The following is a 25,274-nucleotide window of genomic DNA, read 5'->3' on the forward strand; positions in this document are numbered from 1 at the left end:
CATGGCTCTGCCATCCGGTGGAGTCGTGACGCAACCCTGTCCCCACGGGACGAACAACCGACACCGACGAAAGGACACACCATGGCCCTGCTCGACCTGCAGACGATGGAATCCGACGAGCACACCGGCGGCGGTGGCAACAGCACCGTCAGCCTCCTGTCGTGCATCAGCGCGGCCAGCGTTCTGCTCTGTCTCTGACGAAGCGGTGCCGAACGCTCTGACGAACGGCTCACGCTGAGCACTCCGGGCGGTCCGCTCCCGCGAGGGATGGGGCCGCCCGGGGTCGTCCGCCCGATCGGGCGGACACGCAGAAACGCAGAGGCGCGGATGCTCCGAGGGGGTGCGCGATGTCGATGGACCCGACGACCGGTGGACTGCTCACCGCGGCGAGCCGGCACAGCGGGCCCCGCTGGGCGGCGCTCTGCCTGGTGAGCGTGGGGGCGACAGGCGCGGGACTGCTGTTGCCCGCCGCCCTCGGCCGGGCCCTGGACCTCCTGCTCGCCCACGCCCCGGCGACCCGCTGGGTGCTGATCTGCGCGACTCTCCTCCTGCTGCTGACCGTGCTCGATGCGTGCGAGACCGTGCTCGCCGGCACCCTCGACGCCCGCACCACCGCCTTCCTGCGCCGCCGGGTGACCGGTCACGTCCTGGCCCTGGGACCGCGTGCGACGCTCCGCTTCGGCCCCGGCGACCTCGTCGCGCGACTCGTGGGAAACGCCGCCCAGGCCGGCACGGCGCCCGGCGCCCGCGCCGCGCTGCTGGCCGCACTCGCCGGCCCGGTGGGGGGCGTGGTCGCGCTCGGTGTGATCGACCCGTGGCTCGCGGCCGCGTTCCTCACCGGTGCGCCGCTGCTGACGCTCCTGCTGCGCTCCCTGGCCCGGGACACCTCGACGTGCGTGGCCGACTACCAGCGGGTGCAGGGGCGCATCGCGTCCGCGCTCGCCGAGGCCGTCGGCGGCACCCGCACCATCCGCGCGGCGGGTACGGCGGACCGGGACGCGGAACGGATCCTGCGACCGCTGCCCGAACTCTCCCGGGCAGGTCGGCGGATGTGGCGGGTACAGGGGCGGGCGGCGGCGCGGGCGGTGGCCGTGGCGCCTCTGCTGCACCTCGCCGTCGTGGCCGTGGCGGGCATGCTGCTCAGCCGGCACCGGCTCTCCCCCGGAGACGTCCTGGCGGCCTCCCGCTACGCGGTCCTCGCCACCGGGGTCGGCGTGCTGGTCGGGCAGCTCTCCGGCCTGGTCCGCGCCCGCACGGCGGCCCGCCGCCTGGGCGAGGTCCTGGCGGAACCCGCCCCTACGCACGGGGACCGGAGCCTGCCGCCCGACGGCCCCGGCCGCCTGGAGCTGCGCGGGGTGAGCGTCCGACGCGGCGCACGCACGGTGCTCGACGGCGTCGACCTCGTCGTGCCCGGCGGGACGACGCTCGCCCTGGTCGGCCGCTCCGGTGCGGGCAAGTCGCTGCTGGCCGCGCTCGCTGGTCGGCTCACCGACCCGGACGCCGGCGAGGTGCTGCTGGACGGCGTCGCGCTGCCCGCCCTCTCCCGTGCCGAACTGCGCGCGGCGGTCGCGTACGCCTTCGACCGCCCCGCCCTTCTGGGTACGACCGTCGAGGACACGATCGCCCTGGGGCTGCGCTGCCCTTCTCCCGCCCGCGTCCGGGAGGCCGCTCGCACGGCCTGCGCCGACGCGTTCGTCCGCCGCCTGCCCGACGGCTATGCGACGCCCGTCGCCGACGCCCCGCACTCCGGCGGCGAGGCCCAACGCCTGGGCCTCGCCCGGGCGTTCGCCCAGCGCGGTCGTCTGCTCGTCCTCGACGACGCGCTCTCCAGCCTCGACACGGTGACCGAGCACCAGGTCACCGAGGCTGTCCTGGGCAGGGCCGCGACCGGCACCCGGCTGGTGGTGGCCCACCGGGCCGCGACGGCCGCCCGTGCCGACACGGTGGCATGGCTGGACGGGGGGCGGGTCCGGGCGGTGGGCACGCATGCACAGCTGTGGCGGCGGCTGCCTGGCTACCGGGCGGTGTTCGGGGCCGCAGAGGAGGAGGCAGGAGCGTGACCCACCGGGACGGACTCCACCGGCTGCACGGACACCTGGGCCACCGCGCCCTGCGCACCCTGCGCTTTCCGCACGTCGGCCGACGGGCGATGGTGCGGCTCGCCGGCTGGTCGGTGCTGGAGACGGGTCAGACGTTCCTCCTCGGCTACGCCCTCGCGCGTGCACTGGACGACGGGTTCCTGGCCGGACGGGCCGCCGTGGGGCTCGGCTGGCTCGCGGCAGCCGGGCTCGGCGTACTCGTCGGCGCGTACGGCACCGGGCGGGTGTACGGGGCGGTCGCCGCGCTGGTGGAGCCGCTCAGGGACAGGCTCGTCACCGGCGTGGTGCGGCGCGGGGTGCGGGAGGGGGACCGCGGGGCGCTGTCCGGCCTGACCCAGCAGGTCGAGATCGCCCGGGACACCTTCGCGGGCCTGGTGATGGTCTCGCGCTCGTTCGTGTTCACGTCCGTCGGCGCGCTGGCGGGCCTGTGCTCGCTCGCCCCGCTGCTGCTGCTGCCCGTCGTGCCGCCGCTCGCCGCCGGAGTGGCTCTGTTCGCAGCGACCCTGCGTCCGCTGGCGCGACGGCAGGAGGCGTACCTCGCCGCCGACGAGGCCCTGGCGGAGAACCTGGGCGCCGTCTGCCCGGGGCTGCGGGATGTCACGGCGGCCGGCGCGGAGGACCGCATCGCCGCGGACGCCGGCGCCCTCGTCGACGCCGAGCAGCGGGCGGCCCGCGCCCTGGCCCGCTGGGGCGTGGCCCGCGTCGTCTGTCTCGCACTCGGCGGCCACCTGCCTCTGGTCCTGCTCCTGGCCGGCACCCCCTGGCTCCTCGACCACGGGGTCACCCCCGGCGCCGTGCTCGGCGCGCTCGCCTACGTCAGCCAGTCGCTCCTCCCGGCCCTCACCGGCCTCATCCACGGCGTGGGCACCAGCGGCTCGCGCCTGACAGTGGTGCTGCGCCGGCTGTCGCCGCCTCCACCTGCGGTCTCCCGCCCCGCCGTCACCGAGCTCACCCCGCACACCCCGCCTCCGTGCCCCTCCACCCCGGAAGTGCCCCCGGCCCTCGCTCTCACGTCCCTCACCTTCTCCTACGGCCCCGCCCGCGTCCCCGTCGTCGACGACCTCACCCTCGCGCTGCCCAGCGGCGCTCATCTGGCCGTCGTAGGGCCGAGCGGGGTCGGGAAGTCCACGCTGGCCGGGCTGGTCGCGGGACTGCTGAAGCCGGTACGCGGAGACATACGGATCTGCGGGTGCCGGGTGCCGGGCCGCGAGGCCGCCGCCGGGCGCGTGCTGATCCCGCAGGAGGCGTACGTGTTCAGCGGCGGCCTCGGGGAGAACCTCGCCCATCTGCGGCCGGATCCCGTCCCCGAGGCGGAATTGCTCGCCGCGGCCGAGGCGGTGGGGCTCACACCGCTGCTCAACGCCCTGGGCGGGACGGGGGCTAGCGTGGATCCCGCGGCGCTGTCGGCCGGGGAGCGCCAGCTGATCGCGCTCACGCGGGCGTACCTGTCGTCCGCCCCCCTCGTCCTGCTGGACGAGGCGACCTGCCATCTGGACCCGGTGGCGGAGGAACGGGCGGAGCGGGCGTTCGCGGCCCGGCCGGGCGGCACCCTGGTGGTCGTGGCCCACCGCATCAGCTCGGCCCGCCGCGCCGGCCGGGTGCTGGTGATGGACGGCCCGCGCACGGCCTTCGGGACGCATGAGGAGGTGCTGCGCCGCTCGCCCCTCTACCGCGACCTCGTGGGTGGCTGGGAACCCGGGCACCTCTCACAGCCAGCCCTGGCTCTGGGAGATGCGGATGGCGTCGATGCGGTTGCGGGCGCCGGTCTTGCGGGTGATGGCCGCCATGTAGTTGCGCACGGTCCCGTGGGACAGGTGCAGGCTCCCGGCGATCTCCGCGACGGAGGCCCCCTCGGCGGCGAGGGTTAACACGCTCAGCTCCCGGCGGGTCAGCGGCATCTCGGCGGCCTTGAGGAATCCGAACCCCAGCGACTCGCTGACGAAACGTTCCCCCTTAGCGACCTTCCGGATTCCGCGCAGCAGCTGCTCGGGCGTCCCCGTCTTGTCGACGTAGCCGAGCGCGCCCGCCTCCAGGGCCCGTCTCAGCAGGCCAGGCCTGTTCGCAGTGGCAAGTACGAGTAAGCGGGGCAGGACCTGGCCGCCGCCCCGCAGACCTAACTCGCCCAGGGGCGGAATGCCGGCCGTGTCCGAGCAGTCCAGATCCGCCGCGCACACGTCGGGCCGCAACGCGCGCACGTGACAGGACGCCCGGCGCCAGGGGACGTCGTCCACCCGCAGGTCGGGCTCCCGTGACAGCCACTGCGCGAGGACCGATCTGACGAGACATCCGTCGTGCACGAGAAGTACCTGGATCACTGCCGCCCCTTCAGCCTGCCGTACGCCAGTCCTGTGATGTTGAGCGCGTGCCCATTGTTGGGCCCCCGCAACATTTCTGGGCGCGAAGAACCGGCCATCAGGGTGCGAGGGGGCGCACGCCCAGCGCCCGCACGCCGCGGCGTGCTTCCGGCAGAGCCGTTTCACCTTGTAGGTGTTCCGATGGTCGTCAACGAACTGGAAGCGGCTCCTCGCAGTTCGTCTCTCCGGCGAAGTACTTGGCCGCCTTGCGGAGGATGCCCCGCTCGGTGGCGAGCTTGCGCTCACTCGCCTCGAGCTCGGCCACCCGCACCCGCTCGTCCGGATCAGCGGACGGCACCGCCTTCCGAGGCTGGGCGCCCGGCTTCGCGACCGCGGCGGTGATGCCACGGCGTTCGCGTATCAGCGTGACTCAGGGGGAGGCGCCGGCACTCGAAACTGCGGCCGGCCACGACCACGGCTCAGTCGGCACCACGGCGACGACTGCAGCCTGATCACGGTTTCGCCGCCGGGGTCGGATCTATGCCGGCGTGTCACCGAACGGGATCCACCACGTCCAGCGGTGGCCACCGCGCTGCGCAGACGAACGTGATGAAAATAACTATTCAGCTCTATGGGCTGTTGCATGGTGACATTCCGAACCTAGCCTGTGGCGACTCTTTAACGCACCGCTGACACCGTGAGGCCGCCCCATGGCATCTGTCGACCAGCTCGCCCCACCAAGCACGAGCCAGAACCGTAGCTCCCTCCGACGGAACGTCGGACTGATCGGGCTGCTCTGGGCGTCCGCCGGCTCAATCATCGGATCCGGCTGGCTGTACGGCGCGAAGAACGCCGTCGTCGCCGCCGGCCCGGCAGCTCTGATTTCCTGGGGCATCGGCGCGGTCGCGATCGTGCTGCTGGCGTTTGTTCATGCCGAGCTGGGCGGAATGTTCCCCGTCGCCGGCGGCACCGCCCGTTACCCGCACTACGCCTTCGGCGGCCTGGCAGGCATGTCCTTTGGCTGGTTCGCCTGGCTGCAGGCGGCAACCGTGGCGCCGATCGAGGTCGAGGCCATGATCGGCTACGCCGGTCACTGGCACTTCGCCAAGAGCTTCCTCAATGACAACGGCACCCTGACGACGAGCGGCTTCATCGTCGCGGTGATCCTCATGGGCGTCTTCGTCGCCGTGAACTTCCTCGGTGTCTCGGTGCTGGCCCGGACCAACAGCGCTGCCACCTGGCTGAAGATCTTCGTGCCGCTGCTCGCCATCTTCACCCTCGCTGCGACCCACTTCCACAGCAGCAACTTCACCTCGCACGGCTTCGCGCCGTTCGGCTCCAAGGGCGTGCTCGCCGCGATCAGCACCAGCGGCATCGTCTTCGCCCTCCTCGGTTTCGAGCAGGCGATCCAGCTGGCGGGCGAGAGCCGCAACCCCAAGCGCGACATCCCCCGCGCGGTGCTCGGCTCAGTGGCCATCGGCACGCTGATCTACGTCCTGCTGCAGGTCGTCTTCATCGGCGCGCTGCCCGGCAGCAGCTTCGCCAAGGGCTGGGACAAGCTCGACTTCGTCGGTATCAGTGGCCCCTTCGCGGGTCTGGCCACCCTTGTCGGTCTGGGCTGGCTGACCGTGGTGCTGTACTTCGACGCCATCGTCTCCCCGGGCGGCACCGGTCTGATCTACACCACCTCCACCTCCCGTATCTCCTACGGTCTGAGCAAGAACGGCTACGCGCCGCGCGTCTTCGAGCGCACGGACGCACGCGGGGTCCCGGTGTACGGCCTGATCATGTCCTTCGTCACCGGCGTGGTCTGCTTCCTGCCGTTTCCGAGCTGGCAGCAGCTGGTCGGCTTCATCACCTCCGCCAGCGTGCTGATGTACGCGGGCGCTCCACTGGCCTTCGGCGCGCTGCGCAGGCGCCTGCCGAACCGCGAGCGCAGCTACCGGCTGCCGCTCGGCGGTGTGCTCTCCCCACTGGCGTTCATCGTTGCGAGCCTGATCATCTACTGGAGCGGCTGGCAGACCCTGGAGAAGCTGGGCGAAGCGATCGTCCTGGGCTACCTCCTGCTCGGCGGCTACGCCCTCTACGCGTCCAAGAAGGGCCTGCCGAACGCTCCGCGGATCAGTTGGAAGTCCGCCCAGTGGCTGCCGGTCTACCTGCTCGGCATCGGTGTGATTTCCTGGCAGGGCACCTTCGGCGGCGGGCAGGGCAACCTGCCGATGTGGACGGACATCGCCGTCGTGGCCGTGTTCTCCCTGGCGATCTACCACTGGGCGATCCGCGTGGCCCTGCCGACCGACGCGATCGAGCAGAACATCGAGGACATCGAGGTCGTCGACGCGGGCGGTCACTGAACCGTCCGCACTGCCTGATACCGGGGCGGTCCCGAAGCGGCCGGTTCCAGGATGGCGCCGCGAGCACACTGTCCCGGCTTCGACTGCTCCCCTCCTTGAAGAGAGTGGATTCCTTCCTTCAGGGCTGAGCGGGGATTCCTGGCTCAGGCTGCCTCTGGGAGCGGCGCTCCCGGTGGTCTTACGCCCTCGGCACCAGCCGGGTTCGGACCCGCATGGACGAGCATCACGCGGGCGGAGTTCTTGTCTCTGGGGAGACGACTCCGCACGCGGTGCAGGTGTAGGTGCGCTCGGACAACGGCAGTGCGTGCTTGCTTCTCGCTCCGCACGATGCGCAGTCCATGGTGGTGTGTGCAGGATGCACGAGACGGATGTCCCGCCCGTGCTTGCGGCCCATCTCGATCAGGGCCTTCTTCGTGGCGCCGATCGCGGCGTCCGCCGCCTTGCGCGCCATCGAGGACCTGGCGAGGAACTTCGGCCTGAAATCCTCGACCGCGATGGCGTCATGGTCGGTCACGACCTTCTTCGCCTACTTGCGGCCGGCATCCTGCCGCTGCCGGGCGATCTTCGCGCAGGTCTTCGCCCGCCACTTCTTCGCCTCGCGGTAGCCCTTCGAGGCGGCCTGCCCCTTCTTCGGCCGGCGGCGGTCCGTCATCCGGCCGTAGCGGGCCAGCCCAGCCTGCGTCTGACGGCCGTGCTGGGCGTGCGGCAGGTCGTGGGCGTTGGAGGCGGTGGTCGCGGTCTCCTTCACGCCCCAGTCCACGCCGAGCACCCGGCCGGTCTCCGGCAGCGGCCGCACCTCGGGACCACGAACGATGCGTACCAGTGCCCGACGCTGTCCCGGTACACGCGCACCGAGGAGGGTTCGCCCGGCAGGCCGCGCGACCACACGACCCTCAGCACGACCCCACCCGCCAGGCGCAGGCGGTCGTCCTTCAGCCGGAACCCGCGCTGGGTGTCGTCCAGCGTCGGCGAGGCCTCGCGCTTCTTCTTCCATCCCGGCATACCGGCCCGCTGCCGCTGAGACAGGCCTTCCCGGATGCCCTTGTGCGCCTTCGCGCGGGACCTGCCCAAGTCCCGGATCAGCTGCTCCTGAGGAACCGAGCTGCCCTCACGCAGCCACGGCGTACGCTCCCGCGCCCCGGTCGGCATCCTGTCGAGCTGCGCCGGGCACAGGTCCGCTTCTCGCCCGTGGTCCTGTTGTGCAGGTGGACCGCCTTGGACTTGGCGACGCACTCGTTCCAGATCCACCGGCACCGTGCCCACTCCGCCTCCAGCGCGGTACGGGCACTCGACGACACGCGAAGCCGGTGGGTGTACCGGGCGCGCCCGGCCCCGTCGGCTTCCATTGGCGTCGTCACGATGCCACGTAGCGTCATGATTCGCTTCTCACTCCGGATCCCGGCAGACCTACACGAACAGGGGACCGCTCAGGCCGCTGCGGACCGGCGGTCCCTCAACTCCGAGATCCTGCACCTCCTGGAGGTCGCCCTCGCCGCTCCCCGGCCGGACGCCGGATCGCCCAGCGGCGATCCGGCTTCCCCTGCCCCGCTCCGCGGGAAACGGGATTCCTCCCCGGCCTGAAGGCCAGGGCATCCTCCGGGAATCCCGGTGACAGCGCGGGCCGGGGCAGCCGGAAGACGGCGGTCGGACGGCCCGTGGTCCTGCCGCCCGGAGTGCTGCCGGGGTCGTCCCGGCCGGTCGGCCGAGGTACCGGTCCGGTGTGGCGCCGGTCCGGTGTGATGCGCAGCTGTTGTCCGCGGCCTTGTCTCTCGTGTGGTCAGGACTGCTCGCGGCAGTCCTCTTCGGCGCACTCCAGAGTGACGAGGGTCTGGTCGACCTGCTGGCTGGTCAGAGGGGGTTCGGGCAGTTCGTGGGCGCCCTCGGTGCGGAAGGCGTCGAGCATCAGGTGGAGATGGCGGCGCCAGGCTTGGGGGGCGACGGTGCGTGTGGCCTGGATGATCCCGGCCTGGGACCAGATCACGAAGGCGATGTCCTGCGCGGTGACGTCGCCGCGCAGGACGCCCTGTTCCTGGGCGTTGCGCATGATCTGGATGCCGAGTTCCTTGGCGCGTTCGTACATCTTGCGGCCGGCCACGTGAAGGGGCAGCCGTGCCGAGACCAGGTCGTTGAAGGCGCGGTCGCAGGCCTGCAACTGGCAGAGTTTCTCCAGGTAGCGGCAGAACCCCTCCCAGGCGTTGTCCATGGCCGCGGCTTCTTCCGCGGTGGTGAGCAGTTCCGTGTACTTCGCGTTGAAGAGTGTTTCGACCAGGTCGAGCCGGGTGGGGAAGTGGCGGTAGAGCGTGCCGATCGCGACGCCGGCCTCGCGGGCGACGCCCTCCAGGGACGCCCCGAGGCCCTGCTCGGAGAAGGCCGTGCGGGCGGCGGCCACGATCGCGTCCCTGTTGCGCTGTGCGTCACGGCGCAGGGGTCTCGCCGGTGTCTCCCTCGCGGACGGGGCGTGGTGGTGGCTCATGGCTCGAGCGTAACATGAGGCCCCCCTCGAATTCGTTGATCGTCACGTTTCCGATCGCAATCTCGCCCCCCTGACGTGGCGTGATGAGCCTCACTGCAAATATGAGGCACCCCTCGGGTACGGTGGCAGAGCCGAACGTGAGGCACCCCTCCGGATGACCTTGCGGCAAGCCGACTGACCCGGGATTTCCGGATCTCGGTTCACATGGAAGCGGCGGCCGCCGACTCGGCGAAACCGCGGCAGTCTCGCAAGGGAAATGACCATGAACAGCATGACCAAGCGCGTCTCGATCGCACTCGCCTCCACGGCACTGGCCGGCGGAGCCCTTCTCGGAGCCGGCGGCTCGGCGTCGGCAGCCGCGACTTCGGTGCCCGTGCGGCACACGCAGTACGTGTCCGCCACCTCCGCGACCAGCAGCGGGCAAGTCGGCCGCCACACGGACGACGGCCGTCGTGACGACCACCGTGGGCAGGACACTCTGCGCTCCGTACGGTCTGCGGACCACGAGGGCGAAGCGGCCTCGTGGCACGGCGTCAGCGCCGCCCGCTGGTACGAGGACCAGGTCGACGAAGCGGCCTCGTGGCACGGTGTCAGCGCCGCCCGCTGGTACGAGGACCAGGTCGACGAAGCGGCCTCGTGGCACGGTGTCAGCGCCGCCCGCTGGTACCAGGACCAGGTCGTGTGGTCCCTGAACCACAGCTGACGCGGCCCGAGCCGCCCGACTCCGGAACGCCGGCGCCTGCCCACACAGCGACACGGCCGCACCCCCCGGCCGACCAGGATCCCGGATCGTGCGCCCCACGGCGGTCCGCACCCACATTGAGACGAACGCCAGAACCCAAGGTCTCGTCGGGGTCCAGTGGTGGTGAACCTCAGCTGGAAATCAACTGATCCGCCGCCACTTCGAACTCGATGTGTCCATCGATCGATTCGAGTCTCCAGGGGGCAACGGAGACCTTGACGGTGCCCGAAGTCGCTGTGCTGTCGCCGAGGGTCAGGATCGCGCAGAGAATTTCAACCGGACCGGGAGAGCGGGAGTCGGAGGCCCGGCCGTCCCCTCCGGCGAAGGCAGGCCATTTATCGACGAAGGCCACTGTTGCCCAGAGCGGCGCATAGTCAACGGTCGTGCGCCGCAGCCTGGTTGGCTGCCTCGCTGCCAGCTGACCGTGGTCTCGGGTGACGTCGACCTCGACGCGGATATCGGCGCAGTCCGGCTGGTGTGGCGCCCCAGGGCTGCGAAAGCCGAGACGCACACCGCGCTCATGGAGCTCTGCGGTGAAAAGTGGCAGTGCACGAGCCCAAAGCGAGCGGGCACACTGGCGTCCTCTCGGCGCAGCAACGATGCGATGCAGCTGGGGTCGTCGTGCACGGTGTCCGTCTCCTCTGCGCGCCGGCTCTGGGCTGCACAAGCTGCTGCGCCTGGTCGGCACGCCGGCCACGTGGCGGGGGCGACAGCGGAGGGCGAGCGGGGCTCCCTGGCGAGCGAAAGCTACTCCAGGGCGGCGATGAAGTGACGACGGAGAGCAGCCGCGAGCCGTTGAGGAAGGGCTCGCCTTCGGGCCTGGTACTTGTCATCGGCCAACAGCAATGCCTGCTCCGGTCACGCCGGAGCCCTGCGGGCGGCCGTATCGACCGTTCTCGGCCTGGGCGGATGGAATCTTCGGCGAACCGACCGCCAAGGCGCGCGCTCGTGGGCAGGAGGACTGCTAGGCCGGCCCGCCGAGGTCATGTGCAATCCAGCCCGGTGCATCCAGGCGCACGGGCAGGGCGCCAACCAGCGTGGCCAGGTGCGTCTCAAGGCTCGCGAGTTCGGCAGAACCGATCTGCCGCTCCCACTGGTCGCGCAACTCGTCGAAGATCGATTCACCTTGTCGCAGCAATTCGAAGCCGAGTGCGGTGACCTGAAGGCGTTTGCGGCGGGCGTCAAGGGGGTCCGTGTCACGTGCCATGTATCCGCGCTCCTGCAGCACCGCGATGGTTTTCGCCGCCGCCTGCTTGGAGACGGACAGGCGTCGGCCCAGTTCTGAAGCGTTGTCCGCACCAGCGGCGATGGCACGCAGGGCGAAGTCGTGGACGGGACGCACGTCTTCGTAGCCACGGCGGGCCAGTTCGGCGGTCGCGGCGTCCGCGAGTGAGCGGAAGCCTCCGAGCAGGAGCAGTGCGAGGTCAGCACCGGATCGTGGCATGGAAGAAGAATACGACCATTAGACAACGACAACCTTGTTGTCTAATGTCATAGACAACAAGGTTGTCGAAGTGGGGGGCACGATGAAAGTCACACCAGCCGGTGCCACACTCCCGGGGATCACGCACCACCGCGTCGAGGTCAACGGAACCACGCTGCACTATGTCGCGGTGGGAACCAGCGGAACCCCGATCCTGCTGGTCCACGGGTTCCCCGAGACCTGGTGGGCCTTCCACAAGCTCATCCCGCTGCTCGCCGAGCGCCACCGTGTCTTCGCCGTCGATCTGCGCGGCTTCGGCGACTCCGGCAACGGGCCGGGCGAGTATGACAGCGCCACCTCGGCCGAGGACCTGCACCTTCTGATCGAGCAACTCGACGTCGGCCCGGTCCATCTCACCGGACAGGACATCAGCGGAGCGACTGTGTTCCGACTCGCGACCACGCACCCGCAAGACGTGCTCAGCTTCATCGCGATTGAGACGGGACTGCCCGGGTTCGGCGTGGAGGCGCTGGCCGACATCACCCACGGTGGCGCCTGGTACATCGGCGTTCTCGCCGCGCCCGGCATTCCCGAGATGCTGCTGGCCGGTCGCGAGCGCGAGTTCCTGGGACAGTTCGCCTTCTCGGCCACGAGTGCGACCCCGGATGCGAGCACCGACGCCGACATTGACGAATTCGTCCGCAGCTACGCGCGGCCCGACGGCTGGCGAGGAGCGATCGGCCTCTACCGGTCGATGCTGCGCGAGGGCTCCGAGATCAAGGCTCTCGCCGACGCGCCGGGCCTGACCGTACCTGTGCTCGCGGTCGGCGCCGGCGGACGCTCCTTCACGGCCGCCACCATGACGCAGGCCGCGGCGGCGACCGAGGTCAGCTCGGTATCTCTCGACGGGGTCGGCCACTACGCCGCGATGGAGGCTCCCGACGAGCTGGCGAAGGCCATTCTCGAATTCGTCGGAAACACCGACGCCGTCCAACGGTTCTAGGCGACCGGCGCAAAGGACCAACCCGACGTCGTGACGTGCGGATTTACGGTAGTTGGGATCTGGCAGGCGTCCCCGTCCATGCCCGGGTTTCGGCATCCGGGCCTGCACGGGATTCTCGTGCAGACGCACATTTTTTCCCGATCCGGATCCCGCATCAATCAGCCGCAGCCATCGTTCGCCGGCGTCGGTCAGCGCCGGAAGCATTCCTCGCGGCGCTTGTTGCCCGCCGGTTCGAAGCGCACCCGAAAGCCAGTGAGATCTCTGCCGCCGATCATGGGGTGAAGAGGAGGCTCTCCTCGTCGTATTCGTCGGCGACCTCGACCCGTTGTGACCAGCTGCTGCGGGCGTGGAGGCCTCACCAACCTTCGCGGACCCGCGCCCGGACCGGGGGCCTGATCGCGGACACCATGGTCCATGACAAGCTGTGCTTCCCACTGCCCGAACCCGGAGGTCACCATGACGTCAGAGCCCTCACCGCAAGAAGGTTCGGAGCTGTCCGACATCGAGGAGCCCGCGCCGGCACCCGACGACGGGCAGGATGACTTGAAACGCAAGTTCCGGGACGCCCTGGCGCGCAAGCGGGGCATGCAGGCGGACGCAGCCGCCCTGGCTGCGAACACCGGCGCGTCGAAGATCCGCGGGGCGCACGGCCCGGCTGCGAGTCAGCGGTCGTTTCGGCGCAAGAGCGGCGGCTGAGTCCAGACGGCCGCCGGAGGGGACTCGCAGGGCACGGTCCGGCCGTCGTGCCGGCTCGCCAAGCTCCACCTTGGGTCGCCCGCCCACGACCCATCGGGTGAGGGCTTGCCGCGCAGGTTTGGCAAAGGCCGTGGCCAGGAATCGCTACCGCACCGGAAGGCGGCCCGCATGGAAGCTCCTGATCGGCCGTCATCTGCTCGGTGGTGTCCATCCGGTACTGCACCAGCACGGCCAGCGCAGCCGGTCCCCGCTGCCCGCGTCCGCGCTGATCATCACGGTTCCGCTCGCTTCCCGTCCGGGGCGGCACCGTCCTGCCCGGCGCCGCGCGTAGCGGCCACAGCGCCAGTCGGCCCCGACCAGAGCCCCGACCACGGTCACGAAGCGACAACGCCTCCGTGGACCAGGCCGGAATCCCCTCCGACACCGCGGCCGACAACTGCCCGCGCCCTCTGCCGCGCCTTCCTGTGAACCCGCAGGTCACCATGTCGGTCAGGCCGTGGTCGGGAGGCCGACATCCCTTCTACGCCCCCGGACCACGCCCCACAGCAGGAAGAACAAGGAAAGGGGGGTGGGACGTCCCGGACACCGCTCGTTTCGGCACCGGCAGCGCGCTGGTGCCGGAGTGCGCCGTGCCTTCTGCGGACGGCACATTCAGAAGGTAAGCGCCGGTCTTCGGCGAGCCGGCACCGTGCAGGAGCTGGCAGAGCTGTTGAGGGGCGCAGCCCTGAGCGGGTGTGATCACAGGAGGACTCCGGAGGGGATCGGCTGCGCGGACGGACGCGCAGAGGAAACAGGGAGCGGGCTGCCGCCGACAGGCCAAGAGCACGATGAGGCAGCCGACGGTTAGCCGCGCAACTGCAGGACCGGGAGGACACTGCCACTGACTGGCCCTTCATCCGATGGTGCTGACCTGCGACTTCTCCGCAGATCGGATCTTGGATTGCACTCGGGGTGCTGCTAGCGAGTCGAATGTCCGACCGGGCTCTGCCGCGGCCGCCTCGTGAAGGGCCGCCCGATACCTCATCGGCGAGCTCCCCGCGCAACCGCTGGAGTCAGCCTCGGGACTGCCTTGCAACGCCGAGGTGCACGGTCCGACACGGGCCACCGAACGGCGCTGCGGTCGGCGCCGCCGGTGGCACAGTGGTGCCATGTGCGGCCGTTACGTCTCCACCCGCAGTCCCGAGGACCTGGTCCAGCTCTTCCAGGTCACCGACTGGCGTGCCGAGGAGGCGCTGGCGCCGAACTGGAACGTCGCCCCGACCGACAACGTGTGGGCCGTCCTCGAGCGCGTCCCGCGCGACCAGACCGATGCCCCCGCGGTGGAGCGGGAGTTGCGTCCGCTGCGCTGGGGCCTGGTGCCGTCCTGGGCGAAGGACATGAAAATCGGCGCGCGGATGATCAACGCGCGGGTGGAGACCGTGCACGAGAAACCCGCCTACCGCCGCGCATTCGCCAAACACCGCTGCCTGCTGCCGGCCGACGGCTTCTACGAATGGGAGCAGGCCAAGGACCCCGATACGGGCAAGGCCCGCAAGCAGCCGTACTTCATCCATCCCGAGGACCAGCAGGTGATGGCGCTCGCCGGCCTGTACGAGTACTGGCGCAACCCGGAGGTCAAACAGGACGACGACCCAGCCGCCTGGTTGACGACCTGCACCATCATCACCACCGAGGCCACCGACACGGCCGGCCGCGTTCACCCCCGCATGCCGCTCGCCCTCACACCGGACCACTACGACTCCTGGCTCGACCCCCACCACCAGGACCCCGACGAACTGCGGGCGCTGCTCACCCAGCCCGCCGACGGCCACCTGGACGCCCGGCCGGTCTCCACGGCCGTCAACAACGTCCGCAACAACGGCCCGCAGCTCCTCGACGCGCTCACCCCATAGCTGCTGCCGCTCGGCGGCCAAAGGCGCTGCATGGGTGTAGCAGCTTCCGTAGTTGGCAAGGGCGACGCGAAGACTGGTCAGCCGTCTTCCGGGACGTCCGGCACCAGGTCTCGGTATGCCTGACGCATGACGTCCAGCGCGGCGCATCGCGCCACAGTCGCGTTCATCTCCTGGGCCATCTCCTGCGCCATGTCGGACAGTTCATCACCGCCGTACAGAACGGTTCCGTGAGCGAAGGCCCGGAGCCTGTCCGAGAGCCCCAGCAAGGCACCGGACAGGTTCGACGTGCGCAGGTCGATCGGTTCGTACTTCAGGTGCAAGGTGTGGTCGGCCACGCCCTCATGATCGCCGCGGCCGGCGAGCCCCGGCAGCACTACGGCCTCGGACACGGCTACTGCGCCGACACCTTCTTCGGACACTGCCGACACCGCATGGCCTGCGCCCGCTGCGACTTCTACTCCCCAAAGGACTCCACGAGAGCCCAACTCCTCGAAGCCAAAGGGAACTTGCAGAAGGTGGCCGTCTCGATCCCGCTCACCGGGGACGAACAAGCCGCTCTCACCGACGGTCAGACCGTGATCGACGAACTCCTCGGCGGACTCGCCGATACCCCGACCCCGGCCGGGCCACCACCCCGGCAGATCAGGACACCCGACACAGTTCAGCTCCTGCCGATCGTCGGCGTCCGACAGGGCAAATCAACGCAAGCTTGACACATCTGATTCCACAGAAAAGTCGTTCGTCTGGCGGGCCCTGTCGCATGCGCGGCGTTCACCGCTGCGGGCGGAGTCCGTCGAGGATGAGCGCGAGCATGTGGGGTGCCCGGTCCTCGGGGCTGGACGCGGCGCGCCACAAGGCGCCGGTGAGTTGGAGGAAGTCGCCTGGGTCGGCGTCTGGGCGGACGCTTCCGTCCCTTTTGCCGGCGTCGAGGAGTTCTGTGATGGCGGCGATGACCGGCCCGTAGCTCTGCTCGCTGATCGCCTGGTGCGCGCCCGGGCTGAGGGCGTCGCCGAGGCCGTGCTTTCTGCGCATGGCCTCGACGAGGTCGGTCGTCCAGTGGCGGAGCGCTTCCAGTGGCGGCATCTGGGCCAGCAGGACGGGCACGGTGTTGATGATGCGTGCCACTTCGTCCTGGTAGACGGCCAGGACCAGCGACTCACGGGTGGGGAAGTTGCGGTACAGGGTGCCGGCGCCGACTCCCGCGCGCTGAGAGATCTGGTTCATCGACGTGCTGCCGTCCGCCGCAAGAGCTTCGCGTGCGGCGGCGAGGATGCGCGCCCTGTTCTCACGGGCGTCTGAGCGGACCACGGGACCTCACCTTGCTAAGTGGAGACCTCTCCACTACGTTATGCGGAGAGCTCTCCACCTACTCTAAGGAGCGTCATGCATTACATCAAGCTCGGCATGACCGGCCTCGACGTATCCCCGATCGCGATCGGCGCGATGACCTACGGCGAGCCCGACCGCGGGCACCCCGTCTGGTCCAAGGGCGAACAGGACGCGCGACCGCTCATCAAGCACGCGCTGGAGGCGGGGATCAACTTCTTCGACACCGCGAACATGTACTCCAACGGTTCCAGCGAGGAAATCCTCGGCCGGGCGCTCAAGGACTTCGCCGACCGTGATGCCGTGGTGATCGCCACGAAGCTGCGCCATCCGATGCGGCTGGGACCCAACGGACGGGGACTGTCACGTAAGGCGATCATGACCGAGGTCGACCATTCGCTGCGCCGCCTGGGCACCGACTACATCGACCTCTACCAGATCCACCGTAACGACCACTCCACCCCTTGGGAGGAGACCCTCGATGCACTCAGCGACCTCGTGAGGGCCGGCAAGGTCCGCTACCTCGGCGCCTCGTCCATGCACGCATGGGAGTTCGCGAAGGCGCTGCGCCTGCAGAAGGAGAACGGCTGGGCGCGGTTCGTGTCGATGCAGGACCACTACAACCTCCTCGCCCGTGAGGAGGAGCGCGAGATGATCCCGCTGTGCCTGGACGAGGGCGTGGGCACGATCATCTGGTCGCCGCTGGCCCGCGGCCGCCTCACCCGCGCGTGGGACGACGCACGCTCGACGGTACGCTCCGAGACGGACGGCGCCTACGCGGACCTGCTCTACTCGCCGGCCGAGGAGGCGTCCAACCACGCGATCATCGACGCGGTCGGGCAGGTCGCGGACGCCCACGGCGTCAGCCGCGCGCAGGTCGCGCTCGCCTGGCTGCGACGCCAGCCGGTGGTCACCGCGCCGCTGGTCGGCGCCGGCTCGATCCGGCAGATCGAGGAGGCCGTGGCCTCCCTCGACATCGAGCTCACCGACGACGAAGTGCGTGCCCTGGAGGCTCCGTACACCCCCCGGTACGACTGGCAGGGCGTCTCGGACGAAGCCGAGATGGAGGCCATCCGCAAGCGCGTCCCCGGAATGGCCCTCGCGTGAACCCCATCGTCCGCTCCGGCGCCGCTGCCCGCGCCGGAGCCCTCCTCATCCTTCTCGGCCCGCTCGTGTCCTGGGTCGCCGAGTTCATCACCGCCGCCGCCTGGCAGGACCCGCCGTACTCGCCCCTGTACAACTGGGTCAGCCACCTCGGTCTGACCGGCCCGCCGCAGACCGCGTTCGGACAGGTCGCCAACTCCCCCCTCGGCGCCGTCATGGACACCGGTTGGGTGATCTACGGCACCCTCTTGATCGTCGGCGCGATTCTCGTGTTCGACCCGCGCGAGGGCACCCGCCCGATCGTCATCAGGATCCTCGCCGTCCTCGCCGGTGTCGGGGTCTCGCTCGTCGGCGTCTTCCAGGGCTCCAACGCCAACGTCGACAACGGCCTGATCGCGTTCCACACCGTCGGTGCGCAGGGCGTCATGCTCGCCGGCAACATCATGGCGATCGTCGTCGGAGCCGGCGGAACCCGCATCGGTCTCACCAGAGGCCGGTCGATCGCGAGCATCATCCTCGGCACCGCCGGACTGATCGCGTTCCCCCTCTTCATGACTGACGTGTTCACCGGCTGGATGTGGAACGTCGGCCTGTTCGAGCGCGCCGTGATCTACCCGATCATGATCGGCCACGCCCTCCTTGGAAGCAGCGTGGCCGCTGCCCAGCGGCATCGCGCGACGCACCCGTCGGCACCCCTTTCTGCACGAGTCGAAAGCTGAGGAGAGACAAATGACACGAGTACTGGTCACCGGAGGAACCGGATTCGTCGGGAGCTGGTGCATCCAGGCCCTGCTCGACGCCGGGCACACCGTCCGCACCACAGTCCGCGACCTGCAACGCGAGCCGGCACTGCGCTCCTGGCTCCACGCGGCCACACCGTTCGACGACGACCGACTCACGGTCGCGCGCGCCGACCTCGAAGACCCCGACGGCTGGGACGACGCCGTCGCCGACTGCGACTACGTCCTCCACGTCGCCTCGCCAACCCTGCGCCATACGCCCGCGAAAGACGCCGACCTGATGGTCCCAGCACGAGAGGGCGTCCTGCGGGTGCTGCGCGCCGCCCGCGACGCCCGCGTGCGCCGGGTCGTCCTGACAAGCGCCTTCGGTGCCGTCGGGATCGGGCACCCCCCACGCTCGACCCCGTTCACCGAACAGGACTGGACCGACGTCGACAGCGATATCCCGCCCTACCAGCGCTCCAAGACACTCGCCGAACGCGCCGCCTGGCAGTTCGTCCAAGACGAAGGCGGTGGTCTGGAACTGGCAGCGGTTCATCCCGTGGGGGTTCTTGGACCACTGCTGGGCCCGGACGACCCGCCGTCCCTGCGTCTGGTCCGCAGAATGCTCGAGGGACGGGTTCCTGCATGCCCTCCCTTCGGGATGGGCTTCGTCGACGTCCGCGACGTCGCGGACCTGCACGTGCGCGCAATGACCGATCCGGCAGCCGCCGGCGAACGCTTCCTGGCGATCGCCGGACACAGCCTGCGCGTCATCGACATCGCACGCATTCTGCAGGACCGCCTCGGTGAGCGCGCCGCGAAGGCCCCGACCCGTGAACTGCCCGTGTGGCTCGCACGCACACTGGGCATCGTGAACCCGGAACTGCGACTGCTCAGGCACCAGCTCGGCCGGAATCTCAACGCCACGAGCGCCAAGGCGGAGAAGCTTCTAGGGTGGCGAGCACGCCCCATCGAGGACACCATCGCGGAGACCGCCGAGAGCCTCCTCGCCCATGGCATCGGGACAAAGGCCGGCTCGTAACCGACCGACGCGGCAGCCCTGCGCGCCGAAGAGGCGTCGAACCGGTACCGCGGCCCGAGAGGTGCCCTCGGCCCCGGGCCCGCGCCGACGTACGGTCCGGGGCCGCCTGTGTGCCCGCTGGGTGAGCTGGGACGGGAGACTTCGGGCTGTCATGGCAGTCGACACGTTCCAGGGTCACCCGTCCGTCGGCCGGGTGACGGCGTCAGCGTGCGGCCGGGGAGAGGTCCCTGCCCGTCGGCAGGGCCATGATGATCAGTCCCGTTCGTGCTCTCGGGAAGTCTGCTGGCCGGTGCAGCGGAAGGTCCGGCGGGTGATGCGCCTGGTCATCAGGGTGATGGCAGCCCACGTGATCAGCGACTCGGGCTTTGAGCTGCCTGTGGCGCACCCTCGACCATCCCATCGGCGCCGCCCCCGGCAGACCGGCTTCCAACCGTAGGGCGGCCCCGCAGCGCATGCCGAGCTGCTTGACAGCACCTGATTCCACAGAATGCGGGTCTGGCATGCCATGTGGCCGCAGCGCATCGACAGTGGCCGTCGAGTTTCATCTCGTAGCTCCAGTCCGTTCCGGTGGGCAGTTCCGGTACGGACTGCGCGAGGGCGACGGAAACGGGCCAGTCCACCCGTCCAGCCTGCGACGGTGCCAGTGGCAGCGCGCGCCGGCGTCGTCGGGAAGCGGGCCGTGTCGGAGGCTCCTGGGCTGGTGGGGCTCGGGGTTGTCGTGGAGGCCCGTGATGCCCCGACCGCTGTGGAGCGGCGCCATTAGTACGCTCTGATCGCCCGGGCGCTGGTCCGCAATACGAAGGTGGCCGTGGCGAAGCCGGCGTGGCACGGGCGTGCGCGCCTGGTGCTGCTGCTGCGGGTGCGGGACGGGGCACTGGTCGCGCACGTGCTCAAGTGGGACGACGAGGTGCGCGACCCCTCCGAGCTCGCCCCGAAGGAAACCGAGGTCACGGACTTGCAGTGCGCGCAGGTGCGCACGCCCGAGGTGAGGAGTCGGCGTGCTTCGTCGCGCGGGACGGGGCGCCGTGGTTGCCCGCGGCGTAGCAGCCGCCCACATGGGCCTCGATGAGTGGCAGGTCGCCGCTCTATTTTCCGAGTCTCTCCTTGAGCTGGGCCTTGTTCATGGACGAGCGCCCTTCGATGTTGCGACGCTTGGCCTCCTCGTACAGCTGGTCGTAAGTGGGGCCTTGAGAACCCCTGTGCGAACGCTGGCCGCCCCGCTGGGACGACGACTTGTCCTGCGTGGACGCCCTGCTCGCTGCCTTCGATTCGCCGGCGCGGGCCCGTTCCTTGTTGACCGTGCGGGAGGCGATCTCCTTGGCCCGCTTCGTGCTCTCGCCGCGCTGCTCGGCACTTTCCTTGATGTGTTCGTACTGCCGTTCCCGCTTGGGGCTCGACCCACGAGGCATGATCACTCCCTGAATGGCTGTCGGGGCGCCTTGCTCACCCTGTGCGCCGCCGGGGCGAAGCCGCAAACGCACGTACTGCGTCTGGGCTGCCTGTACTACCGGTGGAGCCGTCGGGTTGGAGGATTTCGGTGACCGCCGCGGAGATCCCCTGCTGCAACCTGTCGGACAGCGGAGCGCCATTGACCGCCCCCACCAACTCCTGGGCCAGGTGGTGGAGTTTGGTGTTGGTGCGCTGCGAGACCTCGACCAGGACGCTCCAGGCGTCCTTGGCGTTCAGACCGTAGGAGGCCATCAGGACTCCACGGGCCAGATCGATGACCGGTCTGGTTTGCATGGCCCGTTTGAGCTGGCCGATTTCGGTGCGCAGGTCCTCCTCGACATCCTTGGGCAACCCGTCCTCCTCCGCGGGGCTGGGGGCGGTACCGGTAGGCGTGCCCCGGCCGTTGACGGCCACGCCGGGACCGGCGTCATCCGGGCGCTTGAAGAGCGGCCAGGTGCGGGTGAGTGTGAGCAGGTGCTCGACCGCGACTCCCGCGGTCTGGATGCGGACCGTCTTGGCCTCCGCCAGGGCCAGGCGGCGGATGTGCAGCAGGATGTTGAGGCCGGAGCAGTCACAGAAGTCGACCCCGGTGAGGTCGAGGTCGAGGCCCTGGAGTGACTGGGCCAGTGCTTCACGCAGGGCGTGCCGCAGAGCCTGCTCCGTGTCGATGTCGAGTTCACCCGCGACCGCCACGACCGTCCGCTCGTCGGAGGGGTATGCCGCGACCTTCAGGAACGGCGAGGTGTGGGCTCGAAAGGTGCCATCCGCTTGTGTTGCGTGGACGGCTTCGTCTGCGCCCCTCGCCTGGGAAGAAAGCAGATGTTCTTGCATGGGAGTCGCTCCCGGGGCATCCGTCCACTGGTCTTTGCTCCAGGTTCGGCCTCCTTCACCTCGCACGTCAAGAGATACATGAACTCATTTTCACCCTTTTGAATACGTGAATGTCGGGCACTACGCTGAGAGGCATGGGTGGAGTACCTGAGGGACACAGTGGCTGGACCTTCCTGACCAACCACGCCCGAGTGCTGGCCTCGATCGCCGATGATCCGGGCACTCGTATCCGTGACATCGCCGCGCGATGCCGGCTCACCGAGGGCGCTGTCCAGAAGATCATTTCCGATCTTGAGCAGAACGGCTATCTCACCCACACCCGGCAGGGCCGCTCGAATCTCTACCGCATCGAAGAGGGAACCGTCCTCCGGCACCCGGCCGACGCCGGCCTCACCGTGGCGGCCCTGCTGGCCGCCCTTGACCAGCACGAGAACTCCCATGAAACCCGGCCCGGGCAGGGGGCAGGGCATCAGGGGAGCGATGGGGCAGAAGAGCCTGCTGACGACGGCCGCATGACGGCCACGAGATCCGTTCGGGTCGGCCGTCACCGAGTGAAGTCATGACTCGCGAGGATCGACCGTATGGGGACGGCTCACCAGCGAGTGCCTGGCACGACGTGCCGACGCCCCCGGCGGCTCTCCCGTCCGAACGGGATCTCCCGACCGGGTGTGCAGCTACGCGCGCGTGCTGACGTAGCGCTCGGTCGGACCCCACCGTTCCATCACGGGCGCCATGTACCACTGGCACAGCGGACAGCCGGCACTGCCGCAGGTGGTCAGTCGAGGATGCGGAGTGACGCGGACAGCTGCGTTCACGGGCTCCCCTCCGCTCTTTGAGGGCTGCCTCCGATTCCGGCAGGGTTCAGGCCGCCTACGGCTTGGGCGCGGGTTGCTCGCCCGAGCCGCGGACGATCAGCCGAGTGGGCACGGTGATGGTGCGGGTCCGGGTGCGGTCGCCGTCGAGTCGGGTCAGGGCGGTGGTCGCGGCTGCCCTGCCGAGTTCTTCCGCGTCCTGGGCGACGACGGTCAGGGCGGGTTCGAGTGCTTCGGCGAGTGAGACGTCGTCGAAGGCGACGACGGCGACGTCCTTGCGTTTGCTGCGGGCGAGTTCGGCGACTATGCCCAGCGCCATGATGTTGTTGCCGGCGAACAGGGCCGTGGGCGGATCGGCCAGGCCGAGGAGCTGGGAGGTCGCGGCCTCGGCCCCTCGCTGGTCGTGGGCATCGGTGACCAGCGAGCGGTCGTAGGGGATGTCGGCTTCCTGCAGCGCCGCGCGATAGCCCGCCAGGCGCTCGCGGCGGGTGTACAGCTTTACGGGCAGGTCGCCGACGAAGCCGATGCGCCGGTGCCCGTGGGCGATGAGGTGGGCGACGCCGTCGTGGGCTCCGGCGCGGTTGGAGCTGACGATGCTGTCCGCGGCGAGGCCGACTCCGGGTCGGTCGAGGAAGATCACTGGCAGTCCCGCCGTACGGTGGGACTTGAGGTGGGAGTGGTCGGCGCCGACGGACGGGACGACGATCAGGATGCTGACGCGGCGGGCGAGGAACTTGTCCGTCAGGGCGCGTTCGCGCTCGGGGTCGTCAGCGGAGGAGCCCATGAGGAGGGTCAGTCCGCGTTCGCGGACGGTGTCCTCGATGGCGCGGGCCACGGCTCCGAAGAAGGGGTTGGCGAGGTCGGGGATGACCAGGCCGATGGTGGTGTCCGGGCCGCCGACGCGGATGTTGCGGGCCATCAGGTTCGGCTGGAAGCCGAGCTTGGCCACTGCGGCCAGTACCTGTTCCCTGGTCTGCGCGGAAGCGGGTCCGTCCTCATTGAGGACTCGGGAGACCGTCTTGGCGCTGACGCCGACTTCGCGGGCGACGTCGGCCAGGGTGGGGCGGCGGTTCGCTGCCATGGAGAAACCGTCTCCTGAAGGCTCTCGGTTCCGGCCGCGGCCTCGGCCGGAATCTGCGAGAGCGGGGTTGTGCTGTCAGGTGGCCTGGACTCCGGCGGCCTTCGCGGCCTCGGAATCCGCTACGACAGTATCTCCGGCCGCATCGACGGTGAGAGCGCCGGTCATGATGGCGACGACCTCGGCCATGGAGTAGTCGGAGGGCTTGATCACGGCAGCGCGCCGGCCGAGGCGGTGGACGTGGATCCGGTCGGCGATCTCGAAGACGTGGGGCATGTTGTGGCTGATCAGGACGACCGGCATGCCCTTGTCGCGGACCCGGCGGATGAGGTCGAGGACCTGGCCGGACTCCTTGACGCCCAGGGCGGCGGTGGGTTCGTCCATGACGACGACGGAGCGGGCCCAGGCGACGGAACGGGCGACCGCGACGGCCTGCCGCTGTCCGCCGGAGAGCGTCTCCACCGACTGCGTCAGCGAGCGCAGGCCGATCTTCAGGTCGGCCATGTGCTCGGCGGCCTCCTGCCGCATGCGCTTCTTGTCCAGCATGCGGAAGACGCTGCCGAGGACGCCGGGGCGGCGCAGCTCGCGCCCGAGGAACATGTTCGAGGCGATGTCCATGGAGGCAGCCACGGCGAGGTCCTGATAGACCGTCTCGATGCCGTGGGCGCGTGCGCTCTGCGGGCCGGAGAAGGTGATGGGTTCGCCGTTGAGTCGTATCTCGCCCGCGTCGGGGGTCACCGCGCCGGTGAGGGCCTTGATCAGGCTGGTCTTGCCGGCTCCGTTGTCGCCGATGACGGCGAGAACCTCGCCGGGGAGCAGGTCGAAGTCGGCGCCGTCGATGGCGGTGACCTGGCCGTACCGCTTGACCAGACCGCGGGCCTGCAGCACGGGTGTGGGGGAGGAGGTGGCGGTCATCGGGCCTTCTTCCGGGAGAGCTGGTCGACGGTCACCGCGAGGATCACCAGGACTCCGGTGATCAGGGTCTGGTAGATGGAGGCGACGCCCATCAGCTGCAGGCCGTTGCGGAAGACGCCGACGATGAGGACGCCGATGAAGGTGCCCAGGACCGAGCCGCGTCCGCCGAAGAGGCTGGTGCCACCGAGGACCACGGCGGTGATGCTGTCGAGGTTGTCGGTCTGCCCCGCCTGGGGGTCGCCGACTCCGGTGCGGGAGATGAGCAGCAGGGCGGCGATGCCGTAGAGGAGACCCGCCACGGTGTAGATGCCGATGGTCAGGCGGGAGGTGCGGATGCCGTTGAGACGCGCCGCTTCCTGGCTGTTGCCCAGGGCGTAGACGTGCCGGCCCCAGCCGGTGCTGCTCAGCGCGTAGGCGAGCAGGAGAAACAGGGCGATGGTGACCAGGGAGCCGTAGGTGATGTCGGTGTGGCCGAGGGGGAAGGTCTTTCCGAGGGCGGTCAGCGGGCCGGGCAGGTTGGTGACCGTCTGCTCCTCGGAGTAGATGTGGGTCAGTGCGAACGCCACGTTGAGCATGCCGAGGGTGACGATGAACGGCGGCAGCGGGATCTTCTGCACCAGCAGCCCGTTGAGCAGCCCGAAGCCGCCGCAGACGGCGATGCCCAGCGCGATGGCGACGAGCGGCGGCAGGGAGCCCTCGGCGGCCATCTTGGCGATCACGATGCTGCCGAACGCCATCACGGCTCCGCAGGACAGGTCGATGCCCGCGGTGAGGATGATCAGGGTCTGTCCGATGGCGAGGGTGCCCACGACCATGACCTGTTGCACGATCAGCGAGAAGTTCCCGCCGGTCAGGAACTGGTCGGTCGAGACGGAGAAGAAGGCGCAGGCCAGGAGGAGGGCGACCAGGGGTCCGGTGGTCGGCGCCGTGAGCAGTCTGCGGGCCGTGGTCGGCGCTTTGAGCTCGGCGTACGGCGTGGTCGTGGCTGTCATGCGAAGTCCTTGTCGGAAGACAGTGGT

General features: G+C 69.7%; 27 protein-coding genes and 2 pseudogenes. 16 read left to right on the forward strand and 13 right to left on the reverse strand.

Annotated features, from left to right (window positions below; translation table 11 throughout):
* Positions 1–81 precede the first annotated feature (81 nt).
* From AAFF41_RS44005 to AAFF41_RS44015, 3 genes and pseudogenes are all read left to right on the forward strand, one after another.
* Entirely contained in the window at positions 82–198 is a 117-nt protein-coding gene (locus tag AAFF41_RS44005) for a SapB/AmfS family lanthipeptide (protein WP_054233519.1), read from the forward strand.
* Positions 199–347: 149 nt separating this feature from the next.
* Positions 348–2,060 (forward strand): ABC transporter ATP-binding protein, encoded by a 1,713-nt coding sequence (locus tag AAFF41_RS44010; protein WP_319750887.1) that lies wholly within the window; start codon positions 348–350, stop codon positions 2,058–2,060.
* Positions 2,061–2,476: 416 nt separating this feature from the next.
* Positions 2,477–3,523: pseudogene (locus AAFF41_RS44015) on the forward strand (ATP-binding cassette domain-containing protein); the annotation flags it as partial.
* Positions 3,524–3,805: 282 nt separating this feature from the next.
* On the opposite strand, the gene AAFF41_RS44020 reads toward AAFF41_RS44015, so the two are convergent.
* Both AAFF41_RS44020 and AAFF41_RS44025 read right to left on the reverse strand, forming a co-directional pair.
* Positions 3,806–4,414, reverse strand: coding sequence for a response regulator transcription factor (locus AAFF41_RS44020; protein ID WP_319750909.1), 609 nt, complete (start codon positions 4,412–4,414; stop codon positions 3,806–3,808).
* A 187-nt stretch (positions 4,415–4,601) separates the two neighbouring features.
* On the reverse strand, positions 4,602–4,751 hold the full coding sequence (locus tag AAFF41_RS44025) for a hypothetical protein (protein WP_388419511.1): 150 nt from the start codon (positions 4,749–4,751) through the stop codon (positions 4,602–4,604).
* Between the two features lie 352 nt (positions 4,752–5,103).
* Here AAFF41_RS44025 and AAFF41_RS44030 point away from each other — a divergent pair, with 352 nt between their 5' ends.
* Positions 5,104–6,747, forward strand: a complete 1,644-nt coding sequence (locus AAFF41_RS44030) for an APC family permease (protein WP_097224195.1) — start codon at positions 5,104–5,106, stop codon at positions 6,745–6,747.
* 143 nt (positions 6,748–6,890) lie between these two features.
* On the opposite strand, the pseudogene AAFF41_RS44035 reads toward AAFF41_RS44030, so the two are convergent.
* Positions 6,891–8,093 (reverse strand): annotated as a pseudogene (locus AAFF41_RS44035) (RNA-guided endonuclease InsQ/TnpB family protein).
* Positions 8,094–8,121: 28 nt separating this feature from the next.
* Between AAFF41_RS44035 and AAFF41_RS44040 the strand changes: the two are divergent.
* A complete protein-coding gene (locus AAFF41_RS44040) occupies positions 8,122–8,328 on the forward strand; it encodes an Arc family DNA-binding protein (RefSeq protein ID WP_343325836.1) in 207 nt (68 codons plus the stop codon).
* Positions 8,329–8,524: 196 nt separating this feature from the next.
* On the opposite strand, the gene AAFF41_RS44045 is transcribed toward AAFF41_RS44040, so the two are convergent.
* Entirely contained in the window at positions 8,525–9,220 is a 696-nt protein-coding gene (locus AAFF41_RS44045; protein WP_319750883.1) for a TetR/AcrR family transcriptional regulator, read from the reverse strand.
* Positions 9,221–9,482: 262 nt separating this feature from the next.
* Between AAFF41_RS44045 and AAFF41_RS44050 the strand changes: the two genes are divergently transcribed.
* Positions 9,483–9,923: a hypothetical protein gene (locus tag AAFF41_RS44050; protein ID WP_319750882.1), complete on the forward strand. Its 441-nt coding sequence runs from the start codon at positions 9,483–9,485 to the stop codon at positions 9,921–9,923.
* Between the two features lie 169 nt (positions 9,924–10,092).
* Here the strand turns inward: AAFF41_RS44050 and AAFF41_RS44055 are convergent, their stop codons facing one another.
* Together AAFF41_RS44055 and AAFF41_RS44060 are read right to left on the reverse strand one after the other, a co-directional pair.
* The gene (locus AAFF41_RS44055; RefSeq protein WP_343325837.1) at positions 10,093–10,473 is read right to left on the reverse strand and encodes a hypothetical protein; all 381 of its coding nucleotides are present in this window, start codon (positions 10,471–10,473) and stop codon (positions 10,093–10,095) included.
* Positions 10,474–10,926: 453 nt separating this feature from the next.
* Positions 10,927–11,406 carry a MarR family winged helix-turn-helix transcriptional regulator gene (locus AAFF41_RS44060; protein ID WP_319750880.1) on the reverse strand — a complete coding sequence of 160 codons (480 nt, stop codon included), beginning with the start codon at positions 11,404–11,406 and terminating at the stop codon, positions 10,927–10,929.
* Between the two features lie 82 nt (positions 11,407–11,488).
* Here AAFF41_RS44060 and AAFF41_RS44065 point away from each other — a divergent pair, with 82 nt between their 5' ends.
* The 4 genes from AAFF41_RS44065 (at position 11,489) to AAFF41_RS44080 (ending at position 14,976) form a co-directional block, all read left to right on the forward strand.
* On the forward strand, positions 11,489–12,388 hold the full coding sequence (locus AAFF41_RS44065) for an alpha/beta fold hydrolase (RefSeq protein ID WP_319750879.1): 900 nt from the start codon (positions 11,489–11,491) through the stop codon (positions 12,386–12,388).
* Between the two features lie 456 nt (positions 12,389–12,844).
* Positions 12,845–13,084 (forward strand): DUF5302 domain-containing protein, encoded by a 240-nt coding sequence (locus AAFF41_RS44070; RefSeq protein ID WP_319750878.1) that lies wholly within the window; start codon positions 12,845–12,847, stop codon positions 13,082–13,084.
* Positions 13,085–13,214: 130 nt separating this feature from the next.
* Positions 13,215–13,415 carry a hypothetical protein gene (locus AAFF41_RS44075; RefSeq protein ID WP_319750877.1) on the forward strand — a complete coding sequence of 67 codons (201 nt, stop codon included), beginning with the start codon at positions 13,215–13,217 and terminating at the stop codon, positions 13,413–13,415.
* An 817-nt stretch (positions 13,416–14,232) separates the two neighbouring features.
* Entirely contained in the window at positions 14,233–14,976 is a 744-nt protein-coding gene (locus tag AAFF41_RS44080) for an SOS response-associated peptidase (RefSeq protein WP_319750876.1), read from the forward strand.
* Positions 14,977–15,053: 77 nt separating this feature from the next.
* On the opposite strand, the gene AAFF41_RS44085 is transcribed toward AAFF41_RS44080, so the two are convergent.
* Positions 15,054–15,311 carry a hypothetical protein gene (locus AAFF41_RS44085; protein WP_319750875.1) on the reverse strand — a complete coding sequence of 86 codons (258 nt, stop codon included), beginning with the start codon at positions 15,309–15,311 and terminating at the stop codon, positions 15,054–15,056.
* Between AAFF41_RS44085 and AAFF41_RS44090 the strand changes: the two genes are divergently transcribed.
* Positions 15,300–15,689: a hypothetical protein gene (locus AAFF41_RS44090; RefSeq protein ID WP_343325838.1), complete on the forward strand. Its 390-nt coding sequence runs from the start codon at positions 15,300–15,302 to the stop codon at positions 15,687–15,689. The two genes, AAFF41_RS44085 and AAFF41_RS44090, sit on opposite strands and share 12 nt — an antisense overlap.
* Positions 15,690–15,747: 58 nt before the next feature.
* Here AAFF41_RS44090 and AAFF41_RS44095 read toward each other — a convergent pair whose 3' ends face one another.
* Positions 15,748–16,284: a TetR/AcrR family transcriptional regulator gene (locus AAFF41_RS44095; RefSeq protein ID WP_319750872.1), complete on the reverse strand. Its 537-nt coding sequence runs from the start codon at positions 16,282–16,284 to the stop codon at positions 15,748–15,750.
* Positions 16,285–16,359: 75 nt separating this feature from the next.
* Between AAFF41_RS44095 and AAFF41_RS44100 the strand changes: the two genes are divergently transcribed.
* The 4 genes from AAFF41_RS44100 to AAFF41_RS44115 all read left to right on the forward strand — a co-directional run bounded on the left by AAFF41_RS44100 (position 16,360) and on the right by AAFF41_RS44115 (position 20,239).
* On the forward strand, positions 16,360–17,409 hold the full coding sequence (locus AAFF41_RS44100) for an aldo/keto reductase (RefSeq protein WP_319750871.1): 1,050 nt from the start codon (positions 16,360–16,362) through the stop codon (positions 17,407–17,409).
* Positions 17,406–18,125 carry a DUF998 domain-containing protein gene (locus tag AAFF41_RS44105; RefSeq protein ID WP_343325839.1) on the forward strand — a complete coding sequence of 240 codons (720 nt, stop codon included), beginning with the start codon at positions 17,406–17,408 and terminating at the stop codon, positions 18,123–18,125. The genes AAFF41_RS44100 and AAFF41_RS44105 overlap by 4 nt, the downstream gene beginning before the upstream one ends.
* Positions 18,126–18,135: 10 nt before the next feature.
* Positions 18,136–19,170 carry an NAD-dependent epimerase/dehydratase family protein gene (locus tag AAFF41_RS44110; protein WP_343325840.1) on the forward strand — a complete coding sequence of 345 codons (1,035 nt, stop codon included), beginning with the start codon at positions 18,136–18,138 and terminating at the stop codon, positions 19,168–19,170.
* An 808-nt stretch (positions 19,171–19,978) separates the two neighbouring features.
* Positions 19,979–20,239 carry a hypothetical protein gene (locus AAFF41_RS44115; RefSeq protein ID WP_487007383.1) on the forward strand — a complete coding sequence of 87 codons (261 nt, stop codon included), beginning with the start codon at positions 19,979–19,981 and terminating at the stop codon, positions 20,237–20,239.
* A 16-nt stretch (positions 20,240–20,255) separates the two neighbouring features.
* On the opposite strand, the gene AAFF41_RS44120 is transcribed toward AAFF41_RS44115, so the two are convergent.
* Both AAFF41_RS44120 and AAFF41_RS44125 read right to left on the reverse strand, forming a co-directional pair.
* Complete coding sequence (locus AAFF41_RS44120) at positions 20,256–20,579, reverse strand: plasmid stabilization protein (protein WP_343325841.1); 324 nt, start codon at positions 20,577–20,579, stop codon at positions 20,256–20,258.
* Positions 20,580–20,613: 34 nt separating this feature from the next.
* Entirely contained in the window at positions 20,614–21,351 is a 738-nt protein-coding gene (locus AAFF41_RS44125; RefSeq protein ID WP_343326450.1) for an ANTAR domain-containing protein, read from the reverse strand.
* 233 nt (positions 21,352–21,584) lie between these two features.
* Here AAFF41_RS44125 and AAFF41_RS44130 point away from each other — a divergent pair, with 233 nt between their 5' ends.
* A complete protein-coding gene (locus AAFF41_RS44130) occupies positions 21,585–22,013 on the forward strand; it encodes a helix-turn-helix transcriptional regulator (protein ID WP_343325842.1) in 429 nt (142 codons plus the stop codon).
* Positions 22,014–22,320: 307 nt separating this feature from the next.
* Here the strand turns inward: AAFF41_RS44130 and AAFF41_RS44135 are convergent, their stop codons facing one another.
* The 3 genes from AAFF41_RS44135 to AAFF41_RS44145 all read right to left on the reverse strand — a co-directional run bounded on the left by AAFF41_RS44135 (position 22,321) and on the right by AAFF41_RS44145 (position 25,247).
* Positions 22,321–23,343, reverse strand: a complete 1,023-nt coding sequence (locus AAFF41_RS44135; protein WP_319750863.1) for a LacI family DNA-binding transcriptional regulator — start codon at positions 23,341–23,343, stop codon at positions 22,321–22,323.
* A 75-nt stretch (positions 23,344–23,418) separates the two neighbouring features.
* On the reverse strand, positions 23,419–24,255 hold the full coding sequence (locus tag AAFF41_RS44140; protein ID WP_343325843.1) for an ATP-binding cassette domain-containing protein: 837 nt from the start codon (positions 24,253–24,255) through the stop codon (positions 23,419–23,421).
* Entirely contained in the window at positions 24,252–25,247 is a 996-nt protein-coding gene (locus AAFF41_RS44145; protein ID WP_054228398.1) for an ABC transporter permease, read from the reverse strand. Before AAFF41_RS44145 ends, AAFF41_RS44140 begins: the two co-directional genes overlap by 4 nt.
* Between the last annotated feature and the right edge of the window lie 27 nt (positions 25,248–25,274).

It is taken from the genome of Streptomyces mirabilis, assembly GCF_039503195.1.
Taxonomy (GTDB): domain Bacteria; phylum Actinomycetota; class Actinomycetes; order Streptomycetales; family Streptomycetaceae; genus Streptomyces; species Streptomyces mirabilis_D.